A 12,892-nucleotide genomic window follows, 5' to 3' on the forward strand; every position below is an offset into this window, starting at 1 on the left:
TGGCCGATACTGGGCCGCCCCTGGGCGGATCAGTTCGTGCATCCCTTCCAATCTGTCGCATATGGTCGATATTCTCCCGTTATGTTGTTGAGCCGCAACGGTCTTGGAGGGGTGTGATGGTAGAACAGCTCGACGCGGACAACGCCAAGGTAGGCATCGGCAAGACCGTCGACAGTATCGGCAAGGCGGCGCGAACCGCTTCATCTCAATTCGCTGGGCAGATCGGCAATGTCAAAGACGTCGCCAGAGGCAGAGTTGAGAAACTTACCGCGAAAGGGACTGACCCCTACGAAGTGGCCATAGCGGAGTACAACGGCGCCTTCACCGCGATGGCCGACCGGGGCCTGTCTCTGTTGCGTCAGCGCGAACGTTCGACGGACCTGATCGAGCTGGTCGAGCAGTTGGTGAACAGCATCGCCAACACCCCGAAATCATTCGACGCCGACTTCGACGAGATCGAGGTGCATCGGAAACGGTTCCTGCACACGGAGGATTTCGCGCAGCGAGAGCTGGAAGCGGCGCGGTTGTCGGCTGCCGGTGCTGGCGCTGGGTTCGCGGCGGGCACTGCGGTAGCGGGCCTGGCGCCGTCGGCGGCGATGTGGGTCGCCACGACTTTCGGGACGGCTTCGACCGGGACCGCGATCTCGACCCTGTCCGGGGCGGCATCCAGCCAGGCAGCACTGGCGTGGCTCGGTGGCGGCGCGCTGGCGGCCGGTGGCGGCGGCACTGCGGCAGGCACCGCACTGCTCGCGCTGGCCGGGCCGATCGGCTGGACCATCGCGGGCGCAACCCTGCTCGCGTCGATCGCGCTGTTCGCGAAGAAGAAGTTCGAGAATCGAGAGGCGAAGCACGAAGCGCTGACCGCGATCAAACGCAACACCACCCTCGTCAAGGGTGTGGATGCGCAGATCGATGATCTCCTTCAGCGGACGACCTTGCTCCGGGAAGGGCTGGTGAAGAGTTACGGTGAAGCGCTGGTGCACTTCCGCGCCGATTTCCACACGCTCGCCCCTGCCGGGCGGTCGACACTCGCTGCGTTGGTGAACAACACGAAGTCGTGCGCGACCATGCTGAGCACGCGCACAGAACAGGTTGCCGATAGTGAGTGACGCCGAGTTCGTTACCAACATCCAGGAGCAGGCCGTTGCTTCCTGGGTGAGCTACCTCAATCAGCTCCGCGTAGACACCCTTCTGAGCACGCTCAGCCAGCAGGACAAGCACCTTCGGGATGCGCTCGCCAGCGTTGATGAAGCCGTCAGGAAGATCGACCTTGAGGTGGTCGTGGCCAACCGCGGCGGGCAGCACGGCATGCACGGCTTCATCGCCGAGATCGCCGAGGTCGGGATCGGCAACGCACGAAAGCAGATCCACGGCCACGAGGCCGTCTACCAGTGGGTCAACGACAACGGACCCGTCGACCTGATGCGCGGAAATGTCGAGATCCAGCAGAAGTTCGTCGCAGCGGGTGGCCGCTTCTCGCTGGGCGCGATCGCCGAGCACCTTCAGAAGTATCCGGAGTACGTCCGCAATGGTGGGAGGTACCAGATCCCTCGTGATCACTTCGAGGTGATCCAGCAGCTACATGCCTTGTCACCCGAGGAAGCGAGGAAGCTGCTGTCCCGCAGCGGCGACGGACCTTCCCTCAAAGACTGGCAGCGGGTCCAGGTGTTCTTCCGAGGCGGATCGGTCGCGTTCGAATCGCTCGAACCCTCGGCGCTCGAGTACAACGAGGTACAGCGCGGTGTCTACGCCTCGACCATGGCGGTGGAAAAGGCTTCGCTCCGCGCCACGGACCGGTCCCTGCGCGACGACGCCCACCAGCACAGCGGACCGACGCTGCGAGAAGGAGGCACGGCCGCACTCACGGCCGCCGCGAGCGCGGGCGGGACAGCGTTCGTATTGGCCGTGGTCGCCAAGCGTCGGGAAGGCAAGCGGCTCAATGAGTTTAGCGGGCGTGACTGGATCGACATCGCGGGTGAGACCGGCTCAGGTTTCGGCAAGGGCGGCGTCCGAGGGCTGAGCATCTACGCGCTCACGAATTTCACCGCGACCTCCGCAGCCGTCGCCAGCTCTGTCATCACCACATCCTTCAGTATCGCCGAGCAAGCGAACAAGCTCCGCCGCAACGAAATCGACGAACTCGAGTTCATCGATACCTCCGAGCTCATCGCCTTGGAGGCAGCAGTACGCGCGCTGTCCGCTGTCGTCGGCCAAGCGACCATCCCCATTCCCATTCTCGGCGCCGTCCTCGGCACCACGGTCGGCACTGTGATGTACAAGGCAGTCGCATCGTCGTTGACGAAACGAGAGGCTGCGCTGATCGAGCATTACCTCGACGAGCAGCGCACACTCGACGAGCAACTCGCCATCGAATACACGGCGATACTGGACAAGCTGGACCAAAGCATGTCGAACTACCTCGGACTGCTGGAACGAGCCTTTTCACCCGACATGCAGGTTGCGCTCGTCGGATCGATCGAGCTAGCGGTGGAACTCGGCGTGGCTTCGAACGAGATCCTAGATTCCGATGAGAAGGTCGACGCCTACTTCATCGAATAGGGAGAGAGGCCACAACCGACGTGGCAACCTACGGCGGCGGAGTAAGTCATCGAACGCCCCACCTTCGCGATCCTCCGGTCAGACGTCGGATCGACACTGCCAGTTGACCTTCCGATGCCGGTTCGATCAGCGATCAGCAAGAGCGAGCGTTCGTCGTTGCCACCGAGCGATGTGCAACTCTTGTCTACATGCCTGCGACAGTTCGATATCGCTCAGATGACAACACATGGTATTTCGGCGGTGAACTGCGACTACTTGATGACGCTGGTGCTCTTGTGATCAAGCGCAGCGACCTCGCCGTGACGACCGCCACAGACCTCGCCCGTGCTCTCCGTCAGGCAGAATACAACGACCCGGAGTCTGACCATGTCCTCATCGATCTCGCTCCCGAAGAAGAGTACTCACCGGGGCAGGGGCTCGTCGATCCGATCTCATTTGTCCTACTCGATGACGGCAACCTTGCAATCCGTTTCTACTTCACCAGTAATGACTGCATCGACGACCAAAGCCAGCTTCACACGATGTTCAAGCGCCTCGCCGGACCCTTGCTCGGACGGGTCAGAGCTCGACTGGTCACCGTCGAAGTTGACGACTACAGCTCCACAGAGCCGTACTCCCACACAGCTGTAGTAAGCATCCCCGTACGCAGCAAAACCCTTGAGCAGCTTTATGAAACCGCGGCCAGCCTCGTCGCGCTGTTCGAGGCCGCCGCAACTGGAAACCTGACTCGCGAAACCGTCGTGGATCTGGTCCTCGGCGGACGTGCAGACCTCCTCATCGGCCTTCCGGAAGGGCCCTGGCTGGACGTGAAATCTCAACACTACGACCTCACGCTAGACCGAGGGAAGATCTCCTTAGCCGAGGCTGTGAGCCGGTTCTGCAATGCGGAAGAAGGAGGCATCGTAGTAGTCGGAATGGACACAAAACGCATCCCTGGTGGCGAACTCATTAAGTCTGTCAGACCTGTCCCTCTCGATACTGCAACGGCTCGGCGCTACCGCCAGGCTATCGAGAACCGCATCTTTCCGTTCCCCGCGGCCCTGAAAATTCAGACTGTCGAAACCAGTTCGGGCCACGGACTCGTCGTCGTCTCGGTTCCTCCCCAAGATGAGGAACTGAAACCCTTTCTTGTACATGGAGCCATCGTCGGCGGACGGGTTGAAGGTGCATACATCAGCATCCTGCGACGCAGCGGGGAAGATTCGATCCCCATCACGGCGCAACAAATCCACAGCACCCTCGCCGCAGGGCGTGCGCTCCTGCGCCGCGGCGAGATACCACCGGTCATTTAGTGAATAGTTCGCGGTTGAATGAGCACAATCGTCAGGTCCTTGCCTCGGCACGCACGCTGCAGTGGGGGCTCCTTATGACATCGACTCGCTCATCGGCTATTTAGCGGCGCACTCAACTCCGCCGGAGCGGGCCAGTACCTGTCATCCCCGACCGATAGCATCTCGCCGACCGTGGAGTAACTGCAACGACGAGGATCATGATGCGCAGTAGCGACTTTCGGCTCGAGGCGGATTTCAACGGACACCAACTGGACGACGGTGTGCTCACCTGCGTATCCCGAAACGGTACGGAGGACCGGTGGTTCATCGACCTTCCTACCGTGATGTGGATCCTGGACCGCGTTGCCGCAGGCGATGTTGACGCACGGATGGTGCAGAACCGTTTGCGGGACGCGACACGATGGTCGAGTGAATGCTGCGAGGCATGTGATCTCGCCGCACCACACTACAAGGAGATTCGCCGCCGACATGCAGATGCCATAGCGCGGTGGAATCGAGAGCAACCCAATGACGCCGACGGCGGATTCCTCGTTAACAACGGCAAGATCCACCGGCATGGGTGCCGCCGATCGCCTATACCGAGGCCGCCACGGCTGCCCGACAACCTGCACGACGTCGCCCTCCTCTACGACGCATTAGGCCGGGACCCCGGGCGTGTAGTCGCCGAGCTTGTCCACCGTGCCTCGCGAAAGGTTCGCAGTGCGAGCAAGATTGAATTGCTGACGATGATCTCGCGAGATGGTCGAGAACGCGTGGAGGCGAAGACATGCAGAGTGTGCAAGCCCGTTCTCCCTGATCTTGATCCGTCGTCGGAGTTACTCCGGCCGATCTGCTGGACATGGCCTGCAGATACAGCATCGCTCACACAGCTGCAGCGGACGGCGTCTCCACTGTCGATCATCGATCCAGCGATCCTGCCTGATCAACGTGTTAGCTTCGCGATGCTTGAGAAGTGGCAGAGCGGCCGATGCGCGATCTGCGGCGACAGTCCCACCCGCCGCGGACTCGTCCGTGACCACGACCACCGAACCGGACTGATCCGCGGACTGCTGTGCTACTCGTGTAACACTACCGAAGGACGCTCGACCTCAGCGCTTTTCGCCAACTACCGAGACCGCTCGCCCGCCCAGATTCTGGCGATAGAGGTGGTCTACCTCCCGCTGGATGCCATCAGCGCCATTCGGACGGCGTAGTACTCGCGCATCTGTGTGGATCACAGCCGGACGGGTCTGCGCCTCAAGCATTCTCCTGCTGTAGTAGCTTCGGCCTCATTGGCTGACCGGTGGGCTCACTCGCGCCTGAAGACCCTGCTCCAACCGACCTAAGGGCGGGCCGGACCGCCCGACGGCGAGCAGCTCGCCCACGACGACGGCGGCATTCAGGGCGCGCAGCTCTCCGCAGCCCACCGACTTGGTGATGCTGCGCATCATGTCGTCCCACACAATATGACTGCGGCGCAACGGGTTTCGCTCGGTGGCAACGATGTCAACGATTATCGCGTGCAATGCGTCATCGCCGATCACCCGACCCGTGCCGACCACCGTGCCGTCTATCAGCGCAACTACGCCGAATAGTGAACTTATTCAATGCTGCAAGGCATTTCGGCCTTGCAGGATGCGTTCATGCAACCGAATCGTGTAGGTTCAGGTATCCTGCAACGTCACGATCCGATCCTCCATGACCAGCCCAGGCGGCGACATTGTGGGATTACCCTATTGGTCGCCGCGTCCCAATTGGCGGGATTGTGGCCGCAGTTTGGTGTGGTGGCAGCGATTATCAACAGAGCGCGATCTACCATCGTGCACCATCCTTTCATCTCGATATCCTCGACAACGGCGCTGAATCGATCATCTACCGCTCGGCAGGTGCGCACGCTGAATCGGTAATCACGTTGTTCCAGTTCGGATCTCGTGGCACCGAGCTGGATGGTCAGATGCCGTTCTGCTGAAGGTTGTTCAGTACCTTGCCGACCGCGTCGCAGAGATCTTGCATCGTGGGTACGAGCAAACCGAGCTCGCCCGCGTCGTTGATCTCGATAGCTGTCTCGAGGCCGGCCTTCACGGAGAACTGAATCGTTTGGACAGGTGCTTGCGCCTCCGGTCGGACTCTGAGATGACCTGTGGCAACGATGGTTCCGACTGTCATCTCGGCTCCGATGTTGGGCCGAGCCTCGAGCACTTCGACGTTGTCGCTCACCCCTAACTCGAGCCTCATGGAAGCATAATCCACGACGATCAATGACCGATGTTTGTCGATGTTGACAAGCCGTCGCAAGATGTGGAGCGGATGCTTCTGGGGGTCGGCTGTACGGTACGGCTGGGCATCACCGACCACCTGTCGAATGGCTGGAATGAACCGCTTGCGCTTGTTCTCGAACTGACTGCATTGATCCTCGATGGGGAACTGAATGTCCTTGTCGGGCAAGCTAGGTCGCGTGGCCTTCACGTGATTGAAGACGGCATGATCGAGTGCTGCCCGCAGATTGGTCAGTATGTCGCCGACGATGAGAGGCCACGAGTCGGGGACGTCGTAGGCTGTCGCGACACGGACCTCGAACGGGATGCTGGAGGCGTCCGGATTGTTATCCGGCAGGTGACCTCTGAAGGTGTAAGGGCTGGTGCGGTGGAACTCTGCGACCGCCCGTTCCAGCTCGTCGAGATGCTGACGGGCACGAGCGAGTTTGTTTTGCGCCCCGACGATTCCATTGGACGTCATTGATGATCCTAATTTGGTGCGAAGATTCTACGGCGGGGAACAGTGGCCCCGAACCCGCTGAGCGCTGTGGCTGATGAAAACGGGTTCATCCATATGAGGTGGCCTTTCGGCCCGTGAACTTGCCGATGTGTTGCTGGATCTCCCAGTCTATTAGGCGTTAGCCGTTCCCGCTTTCCGACATGGTTTCGTCGTGGTCACATCTGGGCTGTGGCGGACGACTTGCCCAGCGGACGACCAACTGGTCAAGTGACCTTCCGGTGTGCCTTGGGAGAGATCGCGCGGCAATCCGGACAGCCTCGTCGGTGTCGCGAGATGCTGGTGATTCGCGGACTCTTGGGGACAGTCGTGCGGCCTCGCCGCTCGTGGGGTATATCCATGAGTAGGGAATGCAATTCGGTAGCTGCGATCAGATTTACACCTCGGCCCCGAGATCGTGCTCGGGGGCCGCGGCTGCTTCGAGGCCGTGCGAGCTACGACCGGCTTCATTTTCGGTGGGCTGGACGGCGCGTTGGTCGCGTAGGCGCTGTTCGGTGGCGGCACGCACGGGCGAGAGGTTTCGGCGGCGGTCGCGTTCGGCCAGTGCCTCATCCAGTTTCGTGGTGGTTGTGGTGCGAGCTTTGGCTTGCCGGGCCCGGAGGTCGGCGGCGCGGGTATCGGTGTGACGCGCGGCGGCGAGTTCAGCGCGTTTGCCGGTGGTGTTGCTGTCCCGGTCGAGAATCGCCTGCCAGCGATGGGGTGCCGCTCCGGCGGAAAGAGCTTCGGCGCAGGCGTGTTCGGCGCGGCGCCGGGCTTGCTTGGCCTGCGAATGTAGAGCGGCTCGGACGTGCTGGGTGCTGTCGCGTTCCGCTGCCGCCTCGCGTCGATTGCCGATGCGGTAAAAGGGCAGCGCGTCGAGGTTGCGCTGAGATTCGCTGAAAGCTGTTGTCACGGTGGCGAGTTCCACATCGGCGGTATCGGCCGCGGCTTGCGCGGTCAGGGCTGCGCGCACGAGATCGGCCTGCATATGTAGTTGGGCGTGCTCGGCTTCGACGGCTGCCAGTGCTTCGCCGTGTGTGGTGGCCCGTACGGGGTCGGGCCGGTTGAGGGTGGCGCGCAGGGCGCGGATGCGGGCGTTGAGGTCGCGGCCGTCCAGGGCGCGCAGTGGGTTGGCGTGTAGTTCGGTGGCGAGTTCGAGGTCTTCGAGTGCACGGAGTTGTTCGCGCAGTTGGATGGCGTGGGCGGCCAGGTCGTGGTCGATGCCGGGATGTATGGGCGGCAGCGGTGTCGGTTCGGTGCGCAAGACTCGTGTGCGGGCGTGCTGATGTTGGTCGAGAACGGTTTGCCCGCGGGCGGCCAGCACGCTCGCCGCTGCGGTCGTGCGAGTCAGGGGCGGTTGGCTGATTTCGGTGATTTCGGTGATGAACTCGCGTGCGTCGAGGTCGGCGGTGTGCGAGGCGGCGACCACGTCGAGTAGATGCTCGTAGTCGGGTCCGTCTTCGACGTGGCGGTGCAGCCCGGCCGGGAGGTGTTGGGCGAGTTCGTGGCGTGCCCAGTCGCGGCCCAGGGCGTGGGCTGTGTGTTCGTAGTCGGCGCGGATCCGTTCCAGACGCGCGGGCAGTTCCGCCTCGTCGGGGACGGCGAAGGTGTCGGCGAACTTGTTGACCGCAGCGATCCGGCCGACTGCCTGGTCGGGTTCGTCAAGTTCGGTCAGGCGGGTGTAGAGGTCGCTGGTGTAGTCGGCGAGCTCGGCATCGATGCCCGCGAACCGCGGCGGCACCGACGCCAACTTCGGGGCGGGCAGATCCCGCACCGCGAGGAACTTCCCCTCGGCACCGGTGGCGAGTAGCGCGAGCTGGCGGGCGATATGCCGGTCGGCGCGCGACCGTAGGACCGCGGCGGGATCGTCAGTGGCCTCGATCGGATCAGCGGTGACCCGCCATCGGTCGGTGGCCGCCAACCCGACCAGAGTCGTCAGATCCACGCCGGATTGCTCGGCGCGATCGAGGGTTTCGACCAGAGTCTCGTAGTGCGGCGACACCATGACCTGCTGATACAAGCTGGCGGGCAGAGCGTGCTCTAGCAGGGTGTCGATGCGGTTGTGCACGAGCAGGCTGCGGGCGTGGTCGTAGATCTCGCGCAACCGCTGCGGATCGTCGGCGGCCGCCAGTTCCTGGCGCAGGACCTCGGTGGCGGTGATGTTGTCGTCCTCGCGCGCGAGCTCGCGACACCACACCTCATACTCCGAGCATGGCTCGGCAGGGGTGCGGTCGAGTGCGGGGTTGGGCAGGGTGTCGGTGGCCAGAAAGATGCCGTTGTAGTCGCTGCCGCGAGTGAGCCCGACGTACGCCAAAGAACGACCCAACGTAGCTCCCATGAGCAGATACGCGCGTTGGACCGTCATGCCTTGGGCCCGGTGAACTGTACTGGCATAACCCAACTCGGTGTTGTCGGTGACGTAGCGGGCGGGCAATACAATGTGCCCGCGGTGGGTGATCCCAGCAAGGGTGAGGGAGCCGTCTGTGTGGACTTTCCGTATCCGCCATTGCTCGCCGTTGTCGATCGGATCTCCGGCCCGGTGCCCGCCGGTGATGCGGATCCGGTTGGTGTTGCGGCGCGTCACGACGATGTCTCCGACGTAGGCGGTGTGCGCGTCAGCCAGTGCTGCGCCCGGCCCATTCGTGGCGACGTGTCCGGCCAGGGCATGGGCGGCTTGGGCCGCCCCGTTGAGCGAATGGACGTCGTCGAGGGTGGCGGCCATCATCAGACTCGACACTCCGGCGTCGAGGTCGGCCAGGTACGCGGTGAGGATCTGTTCGCGCAGTTCGTCGACCATCCCGGACACGATCCGGCCCGCGGAGTCGTAGAACTGCCAGGCTGCGGGAGCGTCGCCGTCGCGTACTCGCAGCGACGCGTCGGCTTCGTCTGGATCCGCGAATCGAACAACGGTATCGAGCGCGGGAGCGTGGGTGTCGTTGGCGACCAGGCGCAAGCATCCTCCGGCCTCCGCGGCGGAGAGTTGTGCAGGGTCGCCGATCCATCGCACTACCGCTCCGTGTGCGTCGGCGAGGGTTTGGAGTTCGGCGAGGGCGGCGGTAGCGGCCATGCCTGCTTCGTCGACCAGCAGCATTGTGCCGTGCTCGATACCGGGGTCTCCTGTCTTGCGGGCGCGGGTGAGCAGGGAGTCGATCGTGCGCGCGGGGACACCGATGTCGTCACCGAGTACTCGTGCGGAGGATTTCTGTGGCGCCAGCGCCAGTACCGGCCTGCCGTCGTTGATCCAGGCGCGGGCGACCGCGCGCATGGCGGTGGTTTTGCCGGTGCCGGCGGGGCCGATCGCGACTGCCAACCGCGTCCCGGCCGTGCACAGATGCCGCACGATCCGCAGCTGTCCAGGGTTGAGTGATCGCCCTGTCTCGGACTCGACTGCCGTAACCGCGTCAGCGACCGTCGTCGTGGTGACGAACTCGGGCGTGGGGGTGTTGGCGGCGTCGACGAGCGAGGTTTCGGCGTCGAGGACGGCTTGGTTGCTGAATCGAACGGTGGTGGCAGCGCAGGTGGAAAACACGCTATGCCCGCTGTTGCGGGCCAACGCTTTTGGGACAGGCTCTGGATCGACGGTGAGCTGAATGTTGTCGGCCAGCACCGTGCTCACGATCTGCGCGACCGCGGCGGCCTGTTGGGTGTCGGAGGCGAAATCGCATGCGGAGATGCGGTCTTCGGCGGCCGCGCGTACGTGCACCTCCGTCCAGGTTGCGCGGCGGCGCGCCACCGTCTCGGCGACCTCGGCGGCGATGGTCTGTGGGTCGTAGACCTCACACCCAACGTGGCCGACCACCCGCTCGGCGAGGTCGAGCAGATTGTTTTCGTGTTCCGGATCCAGTAGCAGCGCGACCTCCTCGGCTGCGGCTACTCGGTCGCTTTCGGCGATGAACTCGTAGCGTTGCAGTACTTCCCGCACCGCGGTCGCCCGCTGCCCCGGCGTAGCATCCGCGAGCTCGGGAACGCAGGCGGCGAGCACGATCGCGGCGGCGAGAGCAGCGTGCTGGGCGTCATAGTCGCGCAACGCATTCGGGTCGCGGGAGAGCCTGAGGACGTGCTCGACCCACTGCTGGGCGGTGCGGCCGTCGCCGAGGAAGTGTTCGGTGTCGGTGGCCCATTCGGCGACCATGTCGCGCAATGTCCGGGGTAGCGGCTTGGCGCCACGGGTGGCGAGGGTGGCGGCTTGGGCGAGGCGGATCTGGACGGTTTTGCTGGGGTTGCGGCCGTGCTTGGCGCGGTAGTCGGCGACGAGTTTCTCGGTGGCGCGCACGATGTTCGGGCGGCGACTGAAGTGGGTGATCAGGGTCTCGGGGACGTCGGCGATCTCGTAGACCGGTGCCTTGCCCAGCCCGTTGCGGTAGCGGGGTTCGAACCGCAGCCCGAGTCGTCTTTTCAGCTTGCCGGTGATCGCGGCGTTGTACTGGCACGACAGGGAAACCGTGGCCGCGTACAGCGATCGCGCATCCAGAGCACACCATTTCCCGTCCGCACCGAGCACCCGCGCGGACACCACGGCATGGGTGTGGAGGTTGGGATCACCGGTGCGGTTGTCGAAGTGATCGTAGAGCGTGAATGTCATTCCATCCGCGTCGATCTGACGTACACCGCCCGCGCCGCGGCGAGCAAGCGAGAACTCCGACTGCATCCGGTCCAAGGTCTCCTCGACCGCTTCGCGGTGGCATTGTGCGATCTGCGCGCGCAAAGCGTCGTCGCCCAGACCCCACAGGATCGACACCGATTTCTGCGGGGTGAACACACAGTCGAAGCCGGCGACCGCGCGGGCGTGGCGTCGTTTCTCATCTGCCAAGGCGTCCTCGATTTCGATGCTAGAGGGCTCGCGTTCGAGTTCTTCGGTGAGGTGCTGGCGTGCGGCGTTGGCCCGTAGATCGGCCCATTCCTGCTGGGTCAGTGGGCGGCCCAACTCGGCTAGCAGGGTGGTCTTGTCGCGCTGATAGATGGCTTGGATCGGGGTGGTTCCTCGGCCACGTGCATGGGTGCCGCTGCCCAAGGATGCGGCGGTGAGTGCTTGGTGGGCGGTTGCTCCGGCGGCAATGGCGTCGATGATGATCCGGTCGGCGTCCGGGTGAACCCCTTCGCCGTACAAGGCGCGCATTTGGTCGTGGGAGACGTCGCCTGTCACGCCGAGAATGTCGGCTCCGCGGCCGAACCATCGGCCGGGGGGAGTGCCGGTTGCTGTGTAGTAATCGGTGAAGGATTTGTCGGCCGCGCAGGTGCGGTCGCCGGTGGCGACCTGCCGTGTGAGGTAGGTGTAGCCATCGCCCGCGTGAAGCGCGTGGATGGTCATCACAAGATCAAAGGTAGGCCCGAAACATGCCCGCGGGAAATGGTTGTGGCCGAAAATTCACAATAGTGCATGAGGTGTGTACTGGCTCAAGGCTTTTCGAGGGAACTGGAGGGAACTCGGGGGACAGCACCGAAATTGAGATGCTTGTTCGGAGTTGCTATAGGGTCGCGATCGGGCGGATCGTAGTAGTCGAAGATCGAATGTCGCTCAGATCGACAAAGACCGCATCTGCGTATGTCGACTCCTCCAGCGGGTGTCCCGCCCGTTGCGACCACGACCATCGGCTCCAGGCTCTCCGGTCGTCGGTCCGGGATCAACCTTCGAATCGCATGGGTAGCGTGTACCCATGATCGGGGCCGTGGTATTCGATGTCGGCGAAACACTCGTGGATGAGACGCGTGAATACGGGACGTGGGCGGATTGGCTTGGCGTGCCGCGCCATACGTTCGTCTCCGTCTTCGGCGCGACCATCGCACAAGGCAAGGACTATCGCGAAGCCTTCCAAGTATTCCGCCCCGGCTTCGACCTTGCCGAGGAACGCGAGGCGCGGGCGGCAGCCGGGCAACCGGAGACCTATGGCGAGGAAGATCTCTACCCTGATGTACGTCAGGCGTTGTCGAAGCTTCAGAGCATGGGTGTCTGGGTGGGGATCGTCGGCAACCAGACGGTGCGCTCCGGCAAGATCCTGCGCAGCCTTGAGCTACCGGCCGACTTCATTGCCACCTCTGACGATTGGGGCGTGGAGAAGCCATCGATTGCGTTCTTCGAGAAGGTGGTCGAGGTCGCACCCTGTCCGGTGAACGAGATCGTGTACGTGGGTGACCGTATCGAGAACGACATCGCACCGGCGAAGGCGGTCGGTATGCGGACCGCCTATCTTCAGCGTGGCCCGTGGGGGTGGATCCAGCGGGATAGGCCGGAGGTCGCGGAGCTCTCCGACTGGAAGATCCGCGACCTCAACGAGTTGCCGGAAATCGCGATGCGCTGCCAATGAAGACAGTCG

At 63.3% G+C, this 12,892-nt stretch carries 9 protein-coding genes; 6 read left to right on the plus strand and 3 right to left on the minus strand.

What is annotated here, in order from left to right:
* Positions 1 to 116 precede the first annotated feature (116 nt).
* From GPX89_RS01955 to GPX89_RS43665, 4 genes are all read left to right on the plus strand, one after another.
* Positions 117 to 1,109 (plus strand): hypothetical protein, encoded by a 993-nt coding sequence (locus GPX89_RS01955; protein WP_157354767.1) that lies wholly within the window; start codon positions 117 to 119, stop codon positions 1,107 to 1,109.
* Positions 1,102 to 2,559, plus strand: a complete 1,458-nt coding sequence (locus GPX89_RS01960) for a hypothetical protein (protein WP_328601418.1) — start codon at positions 1,102 to 1,104, stop codon at positions 2,557 to 2,559. The genes GPX89_RS01955 and GPX89_RS01960 overlap by 8 nt, the downstream gene beginning before the upstream one ends.
* A 188-nt stretch (positions 2,560 to 2,747) precedes the next feature.
* Positions 2,748 to 3,851 (plus strand): hypothetical protein, encoded by a 1,104-nt coding sequence (locus GPX89_RS01965; protein WP_157354768.1) that lies wholly within the window; start codon positions 2,748 to 2,750, stop codon positions 3,849 to 3,851.
* A 200-nt stretch (positions 3,852 to 4,051) separates the two neighbouring features.
* Positions 4,052 to 5,044 carry an endonuclease domain-containing protein gene (locus GPX89_RS43665; RefSeq protein WP_198347227.1) on the plus strand — a complete coding sequence of 331 codons (993 nt, stop codon included), beginning with the start codon at positions 4,052 to 4,054 and terminating at the stop codon, positions 5,042 to 5,044.
* 75 nt (positions 5,045 to 5,119) lie between these two features.
* Here the strand turns inward: GPX89_RS43665 and GPX89_RS01975 are convergent, their stop codons facing one another.
* Entirely contained in the window at positions 5,120 to 5,392 is a 273-nt protein-coding gene (locus GPX89_RS01975) for a hypothetical protein (protein WP_157354769.1), read from the minus strand.
* A 203-nt stretch (positions 5,393 to 5,595) separates the two neighbouring features.
* Between GPX89_RS01975 and GPX89_RS01980 the strand changes: the two genes are divergently transcribed.
* Positions 5,596 to 5,799, plus strand: a complete 204-nt coding sequence (locus GPX89_RS01980) for a hypothetical protein (RefSeq protein ID WP_157354770.1) — start codon at positions 5,596 to 5,598, stop codon at positions 5,797 to 5,799.
* On the opposite strand, the gene GPX89_RS01985 is transcribed toward GPX89_RS01980, so the two are convergent.
* Positions 5,781 to 6,566 (minus strand): hypothetical protein, encoded by a 786-nt coding sequence (locus GPX89_RS01985; RefSeq protein WP_157354771.1) that lies wholly within the window; start codon positions 6,564 to 6,566, stop codon positions 5,781 to 5,783. The genes GPX89_RS01980 and GPX89_RS01985 overlap by 19 nt on opposite strands.
* Before the next feature lie 412 nt (positions 6,567 to 6,978).
* Positions 6,979 to 11,889, minus strand: a complete 4,911-nt coding sequence (gene mobF, locus GPX89_RS01990; RefSeq protein ID WP_157354772.1) for a MobF family relaxase — start codon at positions 11,887 to 11,889, stop codon at positions 6,979 to 6,981.
* Positions 11,890 to 12,235: 346 nt separating this feature from the next.
* Between mobF and GPX89_RS01995 the strand changes: the two genes are divergently transcribed.
* Entirely contained in the window at positions 12,236 to 12,883 is a 648-nt protein-coding gene (locus tag GPX89_RS01995) for an HAD family hydrolase (RefSeq protein WP_157354773.1), read from the plus strand.
* Positions 12,884 to 12,892: the final 9 nt, after the last annotated feature.

The organism is Nocardia terrae (assembly GCF_009760405.1).
In the GTDB taxonomy this organism is placed as follows: Bacteria; Actinomycetota; Actinomycetes; order Mycobacteriales; family Mycobacteriaceae; genus Nocardia; species Nocardia terrae.

Coding starts and splice junctions, on each gene's coding strand:
- GPX89_RS01955 (WP_157354767.1), top strand. CDS start 117: ATGGTAGAACAGCTCGACGCGGACAACGCCAAGGTAGGCATCGGCAAG.
- GPX89_RS01965 (WP_157354768.1), top strand. CDS start 2,748: ATGCCTGCGACAGTTCGATATCGCTCAGATGACAACACATGGTATTTC.
- GPX89_RS43665 (WP_198347227.1), top strand. CDS start 4,052: ATGCGCAGTAGCGACTTTCGGCTCGAGGCGGATTTCAACGGACACCAA.
- GPX89_RS01985 (WP_157354771.1), bottom strand. CDS start 6,566: ATGACGTCCAATGGAATCGTCGGGGCGCAAAACAAACTCGCTCGTGCC.
- mobF (WP_157354772.1), bottom strand. CDS start 11,889: ATGACCATCCACGCGCTTCACGCGGGCGATGGCTACACCTACCTCACA.
- GPX89_RS01995 (WP_157354773.1), top strand. CDS start 12,236: ATGATCGGGGCCGTGGTATTCGATGTCGGCGAAACACTCGTGGATGAG.